Here is a 15,512-nt window from a genome sequence, read left to right on the forward strand (position 1 = left end):
AATACCCAAACCACTTTCAGATGCAAGATGCTTATTTTTTTCACATATTTTTAAGGCATGATAGAGTTTACGGCCTTTACTCGCCCCTTCCATTAACCGAACACGCTTACTTAATATAAACCCTTCCACATGCTGGATATTTGCCTGTGGCAACATAGGCACCAAAATTTGGTCTAATTGATCATCTAAGCGCTTCCAGACAGCTAAACGCTGCTCTACTGTATAAGTATTCCATTGAATTACTTCATGGTTAAAACGGCGACAACCACGACATACTTGATCACCAAAAACTGTTGAACAACGCCCTGCACATGGGGTGAGAGAGAGCGTTCGATGATCATTACTCAAAACAAACTCCTTAAATAAACCATATACTTTTTATGGTTTTCTCGCTTATTACAAATTTTCGCGCTAAAATACGCGCCTTAAATTTCTATCTTAATACATTTGGAGTATTCCATGAACGCTACTGTAGAACAGCTTGCACCTGTAGAACAGCAAGCGACCGCAGGTTGGGTTGTTGCAGCACTATATCAATTTAAAGAAGTTCAAGATCCGGCCGATCTTCAACTACGTCTTTTAGACTTAGTGAAAACAATTAACCTTTGCGGAACTCTGATTGTAGCAGGTGAAGGAATTAATGGTACGGTTGCAGGAGACCGTGAGGCAATTGATACTATTCATCAATTTTTATTAAATGAAGGCTTCAATGCTATGGAATACAAAGAATCCCATAGCTCTGACAAACCTTTCCGTAAAATGAAAATTAAGCTTAAAAAAGAAATTGTGACTTTAGGTGTAGAAGTAAAACCTCGTGATTTAGTTGGTCACTATCTTGATCCTAAAGAATGGAATGAGCTTATTGCACGCGATGATGTCATCTTAATCGACACACGTAATGACTATGAATACAAAGCCGGCACTTTCAAAGGTGCAATTGACCCTAAAACAGAAACATTCCGCGAATTTCCTGAGTACGTAAAAAAAGAATTAGAACAACATAAAGACAAAAAAATTGCGATGTTCTGTACTGGTGGTATTCGTTGTGAAAAATCAACTTCTTTACTTCTTCAAGAAGGATTTAAAGAGGTTTATCACCTAAAAGGCGGTATTCTCAAATATTTAGAAGAAACACCAGCTGATGAAAGTCTTTGGGAAGGTGAATGTTTCGTATTTGACGGACGTACTGCGGTAACTCATGGAGTCGAAGAAGGCGCAAACATTAAATGTCATGCTTGTGGCTGGCCTTTAACTCCTGAAGAATCAGCGCTACCAAGCTATGAACATGGTGTTTCTTGCGTATATTGCATCGATAAAACGACAGAGAAACAAAAAGCTGGTTTCCGTATGCGCCAGTCACAAATTGCTGCTGCTAAGCGTAAACGCCTATAAAATTAAAAAGTAACTTCAAAAGGCATTTAGTTTTCTAAATGCCTTTTTTTGTTTCTACTAAATAAGTGCTAATAATAAAAAACGCCCTAGAAAGGACGTTATTTATTATTTCTTCTAATAAATTAATTTGGAGTATGGTACATCAAATATAATTCATTCAAATTATCTGGAATTTCTTCTGCCAGTTCATCCATTAACTGTCCATTGCGTCGGAAAGACTCCATTTGTGGATCTTCTTCATCAATTCCACTAAAAACCATGATCGGTAAAGTCAAATCAACCAATTGTTCTTCATACTCAGGAGCAAACCATGCTTCTTCATTTAAGAACATTGCATCAACAAACCCTACACTCCAATCGCCTAGGCTTGATTCAACATCAGCTTCTTCAACTTCAAATGGAAATTCAATCCCATTTTCATTTGCTAAATCTTGACGAATCGACTCTAGCCAAACCTTGATTTGCTGAATAATTTCTGCCGGAACCTTTTTCTGGTTACCTTCGAATAATTCATCTAACCAGCGGTCAAACTGAGGGCCTACTGCAATTGCACACAAAAAACCATGAGTTGCAGCAAAGTCTAAACCATACTCATTGTGGTCTCCATCTAGATATTCACTTAACTGGTCTAAATCTAATGCACTCATTGTGTTACCTGACTTTAAAAAGAAATTGACGATAGCATAGCACTTAAGCCGACGATGCCCTATTTAGTTTTGATTAGTCTTCATCATCAAGATCATCATCGTCTAAATCATAATCGAAATCTTTTAACTCACGCTCTAAACGGCGCTGTGCCAATAGATCATCAATTAATCTACGTTTTTCCAACGATTCTTTTGCACTGATTTTGCCTGATGACTCATCAAAACCGACATCATCATCATCGCCGTAGTTATCATCTAGTTCAAAATCTGTAGAAGACACTAAAACTACCTCATAATGAAAAAATGTGAATGGGTCTAGCCGCTATTTATCTGTCTTACTTTTCCTTGTCAAGTTTTATTTATATTTTTTTCATTTAATTGCTCATTTGTACTTTTTTTCGCCCAAAAAATTGTGTATTTATAAAACAGCACAGTCTTTTGATAATCGAAGATTTCTACAAATTTTTCTATGATTTAAACTTGAAAAAAATGATTTTAGCCCAATATTCAAAAAATAGTCGTGAATTCAAAGATATTTTTTATTTAACGGTCACCGATCAAAGCCGAAACATTTCAAGCAAATTGTGCTATCATGCACGGTTTTTCACTGCCACAGATTCAACAAAGAGTAAGCAAAGATGAGCGATATGCATTCCCCTACTTCTCAAGTAGCGGCTCTGATTAGCCGAGGCAAAGAACAAGGTTACTTAACTTACGCTGAGGTTAACGATCATCTGCCGGACTCGATTACTGAAAGCGAACAGATTGAAGACATCATCCAGATGCTTCAAGACGTTGGTATTCCTGTACACGAGCGTGCACCTGAATCTGACGATACCATGTTCGGCGAGTCAGCTGACGCAACTGATGAAGTTGCTGAAGAAGAAGCTGCTGCCGTACTTGCATCTGTTGAAAATGAGCCTGGACGTACGACAGACCCTGTACGTATGTACATGCGTGAAATGGGTACAGTAGAACTATTAACCCGTGAAGGTGAAATCAGCATTGCCAAACGTATTGAAGAAGGGATTCGTGATGTCCTGAACTCAATCGCTTACTGGCCAAATGCTGTTGAAGTTGTATTAAAAGAATATAATGATTTTTTAACTGGCGAACGCCGTCTTGCCGATATTTTATCTGGCTACCTCGATCCTGAAACTGATGAAGATATTCCTGAAGTTTTAGAAGAAGTTGAAGAGCTTGAGGAAGAAGACGAATCATCTACAAAGTCAACGAAAGAAGTTAAGCTTGATGATGACGATGAAGAAGAAGAGTCTGAAGGTGATGATGACTCTGAAGGCGATTCAGGCCCAGACCCTGAAGTTGCAAAAGTTCGTTTTGCTGAGTTAGAAGCTGCATGGGCTCAAACTAAAGCTGTGATTGAAAAACATGGCCGTAATAGCCCTGAAGCAAATGAAGCTCTTGAGTCTTTAGCAACTGTATTCATGATGTTTAAATTTACTCCACGTTTATTTGACATCATTTCAGAAATGATTCGCGGAACTCACGAGCAAATCCGTGCCAACGAACGTGAAATTATGCGTTATGCAGTGCGTCGTGGCCGTATGGATCGTACTCAATTCCGTACATCTTTCCCTAAACAAGAATCTAATCCAGCTTGGTTAGATGAACAAATTGCTAAAGCTCCTGCAGAAATCAAAGCTCATTTAGAAAAAGTTCGTCCAGATGTCTTAGCATTCCAGCAAAAGATTGCAGATATTGAGAAAGAACTTAATTTAAGCGTTGCTGAAATTAAAGATATTTCTAAACGTATGGCGATTGGTGAAGCTAAAGCACGTCGTGCGAAAAAAGAAATGGTAGAAGCTAACCTTCGTTTGGTAATTTCGATTGCGAAAAAATACACCAACCGTGGTTTACAGTTCCTTGACTTGATTCAAGAAGGGAACATTGGTTTGATGAAAGCCGTAGACAAGTTTGAATACCGTCGTGGTTATAAATTCTCGACTTATGCAACTTGGTGGATTCGTCAGGCAATTACCCGTTCTATTGCAGACCAAGCACGTACAATTCGTATTCCTGTACATATGATTGAAACGATTAACAAGATTAACCGTGTCTCTCGTCAGTTATTACAGGAAATGGGCCGTGAACCTACTCCAGAAGAGTTGGGCGAACGTTTAGAAATGGACGAAGTCAAAGTTCGTAAGGTTCTTAAAATTGCTAAAGAACCAATTTCAATGGAAACTCCAATCGGTGATGATGAAGATTCGCATCTTGGGGACTTTATTGAAGACCAGAACATCACTTCTCCAATTGATGCTGCGACTTCAGAAGGCTTAAAAGAAGCAACTCGTGAAGTTCTAGAAAACTTAACTGAACGTGAAGCTAAAGTATTGAAAATGCGTTTTGGTATTGATATGCCAACCGATCATACTTTAGAAGAAGTTGGTAAACAGTTTGATGTAACACGTGAACGTATTCGTCAAATCGAGGCGAAAGCATTACGTAAATTACGTCACCCTTCTCGTTCTGAACACTTGCGTTCTTTCTTAGAGAATGACTAAGTTCTGAAATCTTGAAATTTCGATACTAGTCCCCATTTAATAGAAAGAGCTACAAACGCCTGCGATGATGCAGGCGTTTCACATGATGAGGTTACTTATGTTAGACCGCACTCCATCTCGCGAACTCCGTGAAGACCTTTGGGTATTTCCAATGGACTATCCAATTAAACTCATTGGCGATGCGGGTGAAGAATTACGTATAGCTGTAGTTGATATTCTAGTAAAACATTTTCCTGACTTTGACCAATCAACGTTAAAAGTACAAGAATCTCGTACAGGCAAATACCATTCATTAACCGCACAATTACGTTTTGATGAATTGGAACAAGTTCATGCTTTATATGCAGACTTGGCTGCTTGTCCGCAAATAAGAACTGCACTTTAATTTTAAGATGCCATGACAACTTTAATGTCGTGGCATTTTTATTTATATCAATCTTATTATAAATAACGATAAATATTTAGAACCGTTTAAGCAAAATACTTTAAACTCATCAAGAGCATACTCTCATAACTCAAAGTTGAGAGACTGCCCTTCTGTTTAGTACATCGCACAGGAAAATGTTTAATGAGCCTTGATAAACCCACTTTGATTATTCGTCAGTGGAACGATTTACAAGATTATCAAAGCAAATTCGAATTGATGAAGAACCTGACCAATCAACGTGATGAAAACACACCCGACGAGCTATGGTTGCTCCAGCATCACGAAGTATTAACTCAAGGTCAAGCTGGAAAACCAGAACATATTCTAATTCCATCCAATATTCCTGTAGTTCAAACTGATCGTGGTGGACAAGTGACATGGCATGGACCTGGTCAACTGGTGGCTTACTTTATGTTTGATCTTAATCGGCTAAAGTGGAATGTGCGTACATTGGTTAGTTTTGCTGAACAATTTATGATTGATGTTTTAAAGAAATATAATATTGAAGCATATGCAAAACCTGATGCTCCAGGCGTATATGTAAATGATAGAAAAATTGGTTCCTTAGGTTTCAAAATTCGTCGTGGTCGTAGTTATCACGGTTTAGCCCTAAACTTGGACTGCGAATTAAATGGGTTTCAAACCATTAATCCATGTGGTTATGCAGGTTTAGAAATGGTTCGCATACAAGATTTAGTGACTCCATATCCATCATTTGAGCAACTTTGTCAGGACTTTATTGAGTATATTAAGGCTTCTGGGTACTTTAATGACCCTGAAGTCAAAATTGAATAAATGATTTTGAGATGGAATAAAAATAGATTAGAGTAATTACTCTAAATTTGCTTTTGCATAATTTTAAGAAGGGATAGCAAGTGATTTCGACAAAAGCTGTAAAGCCCACTCTGCAACTTGCCTACGTTAAGCTCATGATGGATGTTGTTGGTCGTGGCTTAGTCATGGCGAGTCAAGTAGATAGTGAAATACAAGAGGAAGTGTCCAAATTTCCTGTTCACTTTGTACTTTCAATGAATGTCTTCCCAAATGGACCAGCATTTTTTGCCCGAGTGACAGAGAACAAACAATTAGAGCTGCTAAAAAGAGCGGAAAAAAAACCTGATTTAACCATTACATTTAAGCATGTAACTCATGCATTTTTGGTTTTCTCATTTCAGGAAAGCACTGCTCAAGCATTTGCAAACGATCGAATGATTGCCGATGGTGATGTATCCGCAGCAATTCGTCTAGTACGCTGCCTAAACAAAATGGAATCTCTCATTTTACCGAAATTGGTAGCTTCACTCGCAGTTAAAGAATACCCAACCGAACTCACCCTAAAAGAAAAATTCAACGAAGCTGCAAATATTTATTTAAAAGTAGCTAAGTCTTACTTCAAGCGGAGCGCATAGCATGGCTAAACCATATTACGAATTCTTTTGTCCTGTAAAAGTCATTGCCGGTAATGCTGCTTTAGAACATATTCCGTTTGAACTCGCGACTTTAGGGGCAAAGCGTCCGCTTATCATTACCGATAAAGGCGTTCGCGCGAATGGCTTACTCAACCCTATTGAAGCTGCATTTAGCACGACTGATGCTGTCATTGGCCATGTTTTTGATGATGTTCCACCAGACTCAAGTCTTGAAGTGGTTCGTCTTGCAGCAGAAGCTTATCGTACAAATAAGTGTGACGCGATTATTGCTGTTGGTGGTGGCTCTGTTATTGATACCTCTAAAGCAACCAATATTTTAGTCTCTGAAGGTGGAAATGACCTTCTTCAATATTCTGGTGCACATAACTTACCAAAACCATTAAAGCCATTTTTTGTGATTCCAACCACATCAGGTACAGGTTCAGAAGTGACTATGGTTGCTGTGGTTTCTGACACACAAAAGAATGTGAAATTGGCATTTGCCTCATATTATTTAATGCCACATGCTGCAATCTTAGATCCACGTATGACATTAACTTTGCCACCTCACTTGACGGCAATGACTGGTATGGATGCGTTAACACACTGTGTGGAAGCGTATACTTGTATGGCTGCTAATCCACTCAGTGATGCCTATGCAAGTGCGGGTATCAAAAAGATTAGTGAAAATTTATTTAATGTTTTAGAAAATCCAAATGACTCACAAGGCCGTTTAGAACTCGCACAAGCTTCTACAATGGCAGGTATTGCATTTTCTAACTCGATGGTAGGCCTTGTGCACTCATTAGGACATGCATTAGGTGCAGTTGCTCACCTGCCCCACGGTTTATGTATGAACCTATTCTTACCTTATGTGCTTGAATACAACAAACAAGTCAATGGTCAGAAAATTGGTGAATTACTATTACCTCTAGCTGGTGCAGATATCTATGCGCAAACTCCAGCAACCCAACGTGCAGATAGAGCAATTACAACTATTTTAGCAATGCGTGATCGCTTATTTAGCTTAACCAAGTTACCACGTACCTTGCGCGAAACTGATAAGGTTACTGAAGCACAACTTGATGAAGTTGCAGAAAAAGCACTAAATGATGGCTCTATTATTTACAACCCTAAAGAAGCAAGCTTAAAAGATATACGCGAGATCTTACAAAAAGCTTGGTAATTTAAGTTTTAGCTATCTAAAGAAAAATCTAAGGGTCTGATTTTTATGATAAATCAGACCTTTTTTATATCTATGAATTTTTATTCATCATTTTCTTTGGAAATATGGCAAAAAATTTGCTAAAAAATCCACGAAAGTACTGACAATTTGCATCAATTTAGGATAGATTGGCGCACTTTATCTTTTATGTAGGGGGGATCGTTCGTCTCAAACGATCCTTAACACCAAGCTGATCCTTGATCAACGATTATGAGGATAACGCCGTTGACAAACTTATCTGGGACTAAACCAACAGCTAAACTTCAAAAGAATCTTGTGCTATGGCACATCATTATTATTGGTTTAGCTTATATTCAGCCATTAACTTTATTTGATACTTTTGGTTTAGTATCAGAACGAAGTGGTGGTCATGTACCTACTTCTTATATTTTTGCGTTAGTTGCAATTTTATTGACGTCGATCAGTTATGGACACATGATCAAACGCTATCCTTCTTCAGGATCGGCATATACCTACGCCCAAAAGTCAATTCACCCTAATGTTGGTTTTATGGTGGGTTGGTCATCTTGGCTAGACTATTTACTTTCACCACTCGTCAATATCATTTTGGCCGATATTTATTTAAGAGCATTGTTTCCGGAAGTAAATAATTGGTTATGGGTTATTGGCTTAACTGCATTAATGACTGTGATTAACTTATTTGGCGCACGTTTCGTTGCTCGTTTTAACAGTACAATTGTAGTTATTCAACTTGGTGTTATCTTTTACTTTGTTTATCAAGTATATACCTTGCTTACTCAAGGGGTATATGCTGATGGCACGCTGAATCCAGATAAAGCTGAACTATGGTCACTCACTCCTTTTTGGAATGATATGACTTCTATTAGTGCTTTGATTGGTGGTGCAACAGTACTGTGTTTTTCTTTTACAGGTTTTGATGCTTTATCTTCACTTGCCGAAGAAACAAAGGATGCTGAAAGAACGCTTCCAAAAGCGATTTTCTCAACAGCATTACTTGCTGGTGTCATCTTTATTATAAGTACTTACTTTATCCAGTTATATTTTCCAAGTAACCCAAATACTTATTTTAAGCCTTTAGATGAATCACAACCTGTGATGGTTGCAGCAATTGGCAGTATTGCCTTTAAAACGTTAGTTTTATATTTTGCTGTAGTTGCAGTTATGGCATCGGGTATTTCAGCACACGCTGGCGTATCTCGCTTAATGTATGTAATGGGTCGTGATGGGGTTATCAATAAAAAGTTATTTGGTCATATTAGCCCAAGACTACATACACCAACTTACAACATTCTTATCGTTGGTGTAGTTGCATTGTCTGCTGGCTTTTTAGACCTTGAACATATTGTTAACTTAATTAGTTTCGGGGCCTTAACTGCTTTTAGTTTTGTGAATTTCTCAGTAATTTCGCGTTATGCGCTTAGAGATGGTAAAAACAAATCTATTAAAGATATTATTAATTACATTATCGTACCAACGCTTGGCTTTGCCAGCGTGTTCCTAATGTGGTTGGAGATCGACAAGCTTGCTTTACAAATCGGCTTGGCTTGGGCAGTGGTTGGTGTAGGTTATCTTGCTTACAAAACCAAAGGCTTTAAATACAATGCTCCTCAACACAACGAGCATGAATAATAAAAAAGGCGCTTAAAGCGCCTTTTTTATGGACTTATTATCCAAATATTTTATTTACAATACCTTGTACGCGTTTTGCATAAAGTTTTGCTGTTTCCAAATCCCCTGTTGGAATCTCATCTACACTTGCGTCTGATGGCGACTGAACAAGTAAACCTACTGAACCACCTAGGTTATTAACATCTTCACGTTTTGCATTTTTAGTATTTGCTGGTAACAGACCCAAGCTCACCCAAATACCACCGTGTTGTGATGCTAAAGTTTGTAATTGGATAAGCGTAACTTGCTTATCACCATTTAGACTTGCACTGTTGGTAAAGCCTGCAAATACTTTATCTTCCCAACCACGTGTAAACCAAACTTTTGAAGTTGCATCAGCAAATTTTTTAAACTGCCATGGAGCTGTACCCATGTAAGTCGGAGCACCGAAAACAATACCTTTTGCATTGTTTAATGTTTCCCAATCTTGCTCAGTAATATTACCTTCCTGATCAATCTGGATAAGTTGAGCATTAATTTCATTAGCAAAAGTTTCAGCAACTACTTTCGTGTGGCCATAACCAGAGAAATATACAACCGCAATATTAGAATTAGACATGGGAGAAACCTGTGTTTTATTAAATTCTGTTTTATGATATATTTTAGAAACTAGGTGTCAATTAGTTACCAATTGGTAACTAGTATATTTTTTTAGAAATAAGTAGGTAAATGGTATGAATGAATGTCTAAAATACAATATTTTTCAACAACATTGCCCTGCTCGTTTATTTTTTGAAAAAATTGCAGATAAGTGGGTTTTACTCATCTTAAATATTCTTGAGGAAGAAACTCAGCATTTCAATTTACTCAAAAAGAATATTCAGGGCATTTCTCCTAAAGTCTTGTCACAAAAATTAAAAATGCTAGAAAGAGATGGTTTTATCGAACGTAAAATTCAAGACACTTCACCCATTCGTGTAGACTACTCACTTACACCATTGGGTCAGAATGTCGCATCAATGGCATTCCAATTAAAAGAATGGGCTGAAACAAACATTGAGCAAGTTTTAGCAGCACAAATTATGTATGACGAAAAAATACTAGAACAAGCTTAAATTAAAATTAGATCAAAAAATAAGGCCACCTAGGGCCTCATTTTTTGTATTTAGGAAACTAACCTAAATTTTTAAAACCTTGCTGACGCCATGCTTCGTAAACAATCACTGCAGTTGCATTAGACAAATTCAAACTTCTAGAGTTTTCAGCCATGGGTAACCGAATCCACTGCTCTTGAGGGAACATCAAGCGAACATGCTCAGGCAAGCCGCGTGTTTCTGGCCCCATCAGTAAAGCCACAGGTCGGTTTAAATCAACTGTATGCGGAGTTGCAGAACCCTTCGTCGTTAGAGGAAAGACATGCTCAACACCTTTTGACTTTAAGTCTGCGAGGCATGCTTCAATATTGTCCCAAATCTGCATTCTTGCCCATTCATGATAATCAAGCCCCGCACGTTTAAGCTTTTTATCATCAAGCTCAAAACCTAAAGGCTTAACCAAATGCAATTGAGCCCCTGTATTCGCGCATAGTCGAATAATATTCCCTGTGTTTGCAGGGATTTCAGGCTCGTATAGAACAACATGAATCACTTAATTACTCACTTAAATTACTTGTTGGTTAGCTTAGGCAATAATTACATCTCTTTTGTAGATAGTAATTGGCCTACTAATTCCACTGTAACTGTTCGCGCAAACGTACGACCTCACCAATAATTGTGAGAGTCGGCGCATGAATTTGATGTTCTGTCACTTTAGATGCAATATCAGCAAGTGACCCCACCACAACCTTTTGTTCAGGGGTTGTACCCTTTGAAATTAATGCGACTGGCATATCTGGACGCTGTCCGTGTGCAATCAGTTGCTCACAAATACGTTCCAAGCCCACCAAACCCATATAAAGAACTAAAGTCTGGTTCTCATATACCAGCTCATTCCAAGGAAGCTCAGGAGAACCTTCTTTTAAATGACCAGTTAGAAAACGTACACTCTGAGCATAGTCACGATGAGTGAGCGGAATACCAGCATAAGCTGAACAGCCTGACGCTGCCGTAATGCCCGGAACCACCTGAAATGGTACACCAGCTTGGAACAATTCTTGGATCTCTTCGCCACCACGCCCAAAAATAAACGGATCACCGCCTTTTAAACGACAAACACGCTTTCCTTGTTGAGCATATTCAACGAGTAAAGCATTGATCCCGTCTTGAGGAACAGAATGATTTGAGCGAGCTTTACCAACATATATTTTTGTCGAGTCTCGACGGCATAATTCTAAAATGGGTTGAGATACCAAACGATCATAAATAACTACATCAGCTTGTTGCATTAAACGCAAAGCTTTTAAGGTAAGCAGTTCAGGATCACCTGGACCTGCACCCACCAAATAAACTTCACCTTTAGGTGCTTTCCACTCCAGCAATGCTTGTTCAAGCATGCTATCTGCAACATCACGATTATCGTTAAAAACCTGCTCTTTTAAGGGACTTGCATACAAGTTTTCCCAAAAAATACGGCGTTCATCAGGATTAGAAATTTTTTCTTTAACCTGATTTCGCCATTTTCCAGAAAATTCCGCTAACTTCCCCATTCCATGCGGAATGGATGTCTCTAACTGTGTACGGATTTGACGAGATAAAACAGGAGACGTCCCATTTGAAGCAACCGAAATCACTAAAGGTGAACGGTCAATAATCGCAGGAACCATAAAGCGGCAATGTGGAATATCGTCAACACTGTTTACGAGTAAATTACGTACTTCGCATTGTTCGAAGACTGTTTTATTGACTTGCGGATCATTGGTCGCGGCAATAACGAGTCGATATGGTGGACTTAAAAACTTTTCAGAGAAAACTTCAACAAAATGCTGACCGCTTGTTGCTGTTACTAATTGCAAAAGCTGCTCTTCAATTTCAGGAGCAACAATATCTATTATTGCCCCCGCCTTAGCTAATAAGGTTGCCTTGCGTAAAGCAATATGCCCTCCGCCCACAATCAGACAACGTTGCTGCTGCAACTTCAAAGAGATTGGAAAAATATCCACCTTAAACCTCTACATCAATCATCTGATTATGTTTAAGCAAAAAACGTGCACAATTTAGATGCAAAGTTTAGTCAATAAAAGTTGCACCACCCATATATGGGCGTAATACTTCTGGAATCTCGATTGAGCCGTCTTCACGTTGGTAATTTTCCATTACTGCAAGCAAAGTACGTCCTACTGCAAGACCTGAACCATTTAGCGTATGCACTAATTCAGTCTTCTTCTGATCCATACGGAAGCGTGCTTTCATACGACGCGCTTGGAAATCACCCATATTAGAGCAGCTTGAAATCTCACGATATGTATTTTGGCTTGGAACCCATACTTCTAGATCGTAAGTTTTCATCGCACCAAAGCCCATATCACCACCACAGAGCAAAATTTTGCGGTATGGCAAACCAAGTGCCTGCAAAATGCCCTCAGCATGTGCAGTAAGTTCTTCAAGGGCCTGCATAGACGTTTCTGGTTTAACGATTTGCACCATTTCAACTTTATCAAATTGGTGCTGACGGATTAAACCACGTGTATCACGGCCATAAGAACCAGCTTCACTACGGAAACATGGTGTATGCGCTGCATATTTTAATGGTAAACGGTCTGCGTCAATGATTTCATCACGAACAAAGTTTGTGACAGGAACTTCAGCTGTAGGAATAAGGTAGTATTCTTTTTCGCCTTGAAGTTTAAATAAATCTTCTTCAAATTTTGGTAATTGTCCTGTCCCACGAAGTGAGTCAGCATTAACCAAATACGGTACATAAGCTTCTGTGTAACCATTCTTTAGAGTATGGGTATCAAGCATAAACTGAGTTAAAGCACGTTGTAGACGCGCTAAAGGCCCCTTCAATACGCTGAAACGTGAACCAGTGAGTTTGGTCGCAGTTTCAAACTCTAGTCCACCCATCCACTCGCCTAAATCAGTATGATCTTTGATTTCAAAATCGAACTGACGAGGTGTACCCCATTTTGAGATTTCAACGTTATCACTCTCATCCTTACCAGCTGGCACAGATTCATCCGGTAAGTTTGGAATGCTAAGTGCTTTTTGCTCAATCTCATTTTGTAGTTCTGATAAAGCAACTTCAGCTGCTTTAATCTCATCACCAATCGCCTGCATGCGTGCCATGATTTCAGAAGCATCGCCACCGGATTTTTTAATCTGACCCACTTGTTTAGCACCGGCATTTCGCTCTGCCTGTAACTTTTCAGTTTTTGATTGCAAGTCTTTACGGCGAGTCTCTAAAGACGCCCATTCTTGAACGTCTAACTGAACACCACGTTTTGCCAAAGCTGCATTAACGACTTCAATATTATTTCTGAGTAACTTAGGGTCGATCATAATTAATCATAATATGGGTAAAAAACTGGCTATAGTGTAAGCCCTTAACACTAAAAAATATAGTGATCATCTTCATATCGAATAGCTTTCACACAATTCTAAGAAGAGACCTCATATTTTACATGTTGTAGTTTGGCACACTCGGGAAATACTCAGGTTTAATGAACTTAGCTGCCTCAGAATATGGCAGTGTTAATTCAGTCATTCCTTCTGCATAAGAAGCTAACTCATAGACAGGATAGACAAAAACGATCCCATTGGCACCATAATAGTAATTATCACTTAGTTGCAGTTTTTCACGGCTAATATTGTGGTCTTGAAGCCAGTTCGTATTCGCATCAAAAAGTGCATCAACGAGTTGCTTTTCAACATCTGGCTTAAGGAGTTCCGCAACAGTAATGTGTTTTTTATTTAATAAATCAAAATTTACAAATTCTTGATGAGACATGCCATGTGCTGCACCCGCAGAGTATGAGTATGTCTGTAAGGCAAAGGTTGCAAGATTATAATTTTGTCCCAAATAACGGACATAAATTGCACTTTGACTTGAGCTCGGCTCCCCTTCTGGTACCTCGACAGGTTTATCAGCCAAGTTTGCAAAAGCATTCGGGTCTGCTTTTTTTATACGGTTCGTAAAATAATCATTAATCCATTTTTGGTTGGTTTGTACTGTCTGAAAATCATATTCAGTACAGCCATCTTCAAGACAAACTTTAGATTTTGGTAATTTGACTGGAATTACTTTTGCCTGAATCACTGGAACTTCTGCTTGTTTTTGTTCTTTTACTGAAGCACTAGATGCAGGTTGCTCATCTTTAGCTGCAGATTTTGGCTGACAACCACTTACTGCCGCCATGGCAGCCACCATAGGAAGAATGAAAATAATTTTCTTATCGTAAAGTCGCATGTTAATCCCCGTGTAATCTGTTTTATCACTATACAAAGCGTAGGAATAAGACGGGGTTAAAAAATGTATCTAGGATTGATATATAAAAAGAAAGCCACCCTTTTAGGTGGCTTTCTTAACGAAGCACAATAATTATTGATCAATAATATCTGTGCCTTTTGGTGGTGTAAAATTAAAAGTTGAAGCTGGAATTGAGGCATTCACTTTTACATTATTAAATTTCACGTAAGTGGTTTGACCTAAAGAATCTTGTAATACCATTAACGTAGGTGCTTTGTTGGCACCAAAACTAATAGTTAAGCTTTGGAAAGCTCCATCTTCTTTTTTCGGGAATAAAGTGAAATATAATTTAGATTTATCTGGCTGAGTCACTCGGTAAGACTTCATGATTTGACTAGTATTACCAGAGAGCAATAAAGCTGGAGTATCGGCTACTTGCGAATCTAAGCTTTGACGTACAGCTTGCTGTAAATCGGGGTCATAAATCCATACTGTTTTACCACTTGTCACAATAGTTTGTTTAGACGGGCTCACAGTTTCCCAATAAAATTTCCCCGGACGTTCAACTTTCATTGAACCTTTAAATGTCTGGTTCATATGCTGAGCACCTAAACCTTTTTTCTGTGCTACAGCTTTTGTATTTGCTTTGGTTGTTTGTTCAAAATCAGCAGTTAAACGCTGTAATCCTGATAACTGATTTACCAGGTTCCCAATTGCCTGTTGCTCCGGTGCTGCTACTGGTGCAGCAAACGCTGTAGTACTCATTACAGGAGCAAGCACTGAGGCGCTGAGTGTAATAGCACACATGGTTTTACGAAGCATATTCATGTCATCACCTTTTTAGTTGCTGTAAGATAACTTGTTCGCTTTTAATTTAACTCAGCCAAACAAGCTCTTCATTCAAGACTCATATTAACCGACAAACTCTGTGCTAATCATTGAGAAAATAAGATA

17 protein-coding genes are annotated in these 15,512 nt (G+C 38.6%); 8 read left to right on the plus strand and 9 right to left on the minus strand.

Annotated elements, in window-relative coordinates; all coding sequences use genetic code 11:
- Nucleotides 1-348, minus strand: a 348-nt coding sequence (locus tag J582_RS10345; protein ID WP_032047830.1) for a DUF1289 domain-containing protein, incomplete at its 3' end; no start/stop codon positions are given.
- Between the two features lie 111 nt (nucleotides 349-459).
- Between J582_RS10345 and J582_RS10350 the strand changes: the two genes are divergently transcribed.
- Nucleotides 460-1,392, plus strand: coding sequence for a rhodanese-related sulfurtransferase (locus J582_RS10350; RefSeq protein ID WP_031981732.1), 933 nt, complete (start codon nucleotides 460-462; stop codon nucleotides 1,390-1,392).
- Nucleotides 1,393-1,514: 122 nt separating this feature from the next.
- Here the strand turns inward: J582_RS10350 and J582_RS10355 are convergent, their stop codons facing one another.
- Both J582_RS10355 and J582_RS10360 read right to left on the minus strand, forming a co-directional pair.
- The gene (locus J582_RS10355; RefSeq protein WP_001274941.1) at nucleotides 1,515-2,039 is read right to left on the minus strand and encodes a YecA family protein; all 525 of its coding nucleotides are present in this window, start codon (nucleotides 2,037-2,039) and stop codon (nucleotides 1,515-1,517) included.
- A gap of 73 nt (nucleotides 2,040-2,112) precedes the next feature.
- Nucleotides 2,113-2,319, minus strand: coding sequence for a PA3496 family putative envelope integrity protein (locus J582_RS10360; RefSeq protein WP_000099358.1), 207 nt, complete (start codon nucleotides 2,317-2,319; stop codon nucleotides 2,113-2,115).
- 358 nt (nucleotides 2,320-2,677) lie between these two features.
- Between J582_RS10360 and rpoD the strand changes: the two genes are divergently transcribed.
- From rpoD to J582_RS10390, 6 genes are all read left to right on the plus strand, one after another.
- Nucleotides 2,678-4,564 carry an RNA polymerase sigma factor RpoD gene (gene rpoD, locus J582_RS10365; protein ID WP_004712253.1) on the plus strand — a complete coding sequence of 629 codons (1,887 nt, stop codon included), beginning with the start codon at nucleotides 2,678-2,680 and terminating at the stop codon, nucleotides 4,562-4,564.
- 97 nt (nucleotides 4,565-4,661) lie between these two features.
- On the plus strand, nucleotides 4,662-4,949 hold the full coding sequence (locus J582_RS10370) for a YbeD family protein (RefSeq protein ID WP_002051390.1): 288 nt from the start codon (nucleotides 4,662-4,664) through the stop codon (nucleotides 4,947-4,949).
- Nucleotides 4,950-5,132: 183 nt separating this feature from the next.
- Entirely contained in the window at nucleotides 5,133-5,786 is a 654-nt protein-coding gene (gene lipB / locus J582_RS10375; protein WP_022575744.1) for a lipoyl(octanoyl) transferase LipB, read from the plus strand.
- Nucleotides 5,787-5,866: 80 nt separating this feature from the next.
- Nucleotides 5,867-6,400: a hypothetical protein gene (locus J582_RS10380; protein ID WP_002051257.1), complete on the plus strand. Its 534-nt coding sequence runs from the start codon at nucleotides 5,867-5,869 to the stop codon at nucleotides 6,398-6,400.
- Between the two features lies 1 nt (nucleotide 6,401).
- The gene (locus J582_RS10385; RefSeq protein WP_031981729.1) at nucleotides 6,402-7,586 is read left to right on the plus strand and encodes an iron-containing alcohol dehydrogenase; all 1,185 of its coding nucleotides are present in this window, start codon (nucleotides 6,402-6,404) and stop codon (nucleotides 7,584-7,586) included.
- Between the two features lie 264 nt (nucleotides 7,587-7,850).
- The gene (locus tag J582_RS10390) at nucleotides 7,851-9,236 is read left to right on the plus strand and encodes an APC family permease (protein WP_081404822.1); all 1,386 of its coding nucleotides are present in this window, start codon (nucleotides 7,851-7,853) and stop codon (nucleotides 9,234-9,236) included.
- Nucleotides 9,237-9,273: 37 nt separating this feature from the next.
- Here the strand turns inward: J582_RS10390 and J582_RS10395 are convergent, their stop codons facing one another.
- A complete protein-coding gene (locus tag J582_RS10395) occupies nucleotides 9,274-9,834 on the minus strand; it encodes a flavodoxin family protein (protein WP_002051305.1) in 561 nt (186 codons plus the stop codon).
- A gap of 115 nt (nucleotides 9,835-9,949) precedes the next feature.
- On the opposite strand from J582_RS10395, the gene J582_RS10400 reads away from it, so the two are divergent.
- Nucleotides 9,950-10,330: a winged helix-turn-helix transcriptional regulator gene (locus J582_RS10400; RefSeq protein WP_016803845.1), complete on the plus strand. Its 381-nt coding sequence runs from the start codon at nucleotides 9,950-9,952 to the stop codon at nucleotides 10,328-10,330.
- Between the two features lie 58 nt (nucleotides 10,331-10,388).
- Here the strand turns inward: J582_RS10400 and J582_RS10405 are convergent, their stop codons facing one another.
- From J582_RS10405 to lolA, 5 genes are all read right to left on the minus strand, one after another.
- Nucleotides 10,389-10,862, minus strand: a complete 474-nt coding sequence (locus J582_RS10405) for a tRNA (cytidine(34)-2'-O)-methyltransferase (protein WP_002051239.1) — start codon at nucleotides 10,860-10,862, stop codon at nucleotides 10,389-10,391.
- Nucleotides 10,863-10,938: 76 nt separating this feature from the next.
- Nucleotides 10,939-12,312 carry a siroheme synthase CysG gene (cysG, locus tag J582_RS10410; protein ID WP_031981726.1) on the minus strand — a complete coding sequence of 458 codons (1,374 nt, stop codon included), beginning with the start codon at nucleotides 12,310-12,312 and terminating at the stop codon, nucleotides 10,939-10,941.
- A 67-nt stretch (nucleotides 12,313-12,379) separates the two neighbouring features.
- Nucleotides 12,380-13,651 carry a serine--tRNA ligase gene (gene serS / locus J582_RS10415; RefSeq protein ID WP_004712237.1) on the minus strand — a complete coding sequence of 424 codons (1,272 nt, stop codon included), beginning with the start codon at nucleotides 13,649-13,651 and terminating at the stop codon, nucleotides 12,380-12,382.
- Nucleotides 13,652-13,769: 118 nt separating this feature from the next.
- Nucleotides 13,770-14,558, minus strand: a complete 789-nt coding sequence (locus tag J582_RS10420) for an RsiV family protein (RefSeq protein WP_031981725.1) — start codon at nucleotides 14,556-14,558, stop codon at nucleotides 13,770-13,772.
- A 132-nt stretch (nucleotides 14,559-14,690) separates the two neighbouring features.
- Nucleotides 14,691-15,386, minus strand: coding sequence for an outer membrane lipoprotein chaperone LolA (lolA, locus tag J582_RS10425; RefSeq protein WP_002051355.1), 696 nt, complete (start codon nucleotides 15,384-15,386; stop codon nucleotides 14,691-14,693).
- Nucleotides 15,387-15,512: the final 126 nt, after the last annotated feature.

The sequence above is a fragment of the Acinetobacter sp. 1566109 genome (genome assembly GCF_000582255.1).
GTDB lineage: Bacteria > Pseudomonadota > Gammaproteobacteria > Pseudomonadales > Moraxellaceae > Acinetobacter > Acinetobacter nosocomialis.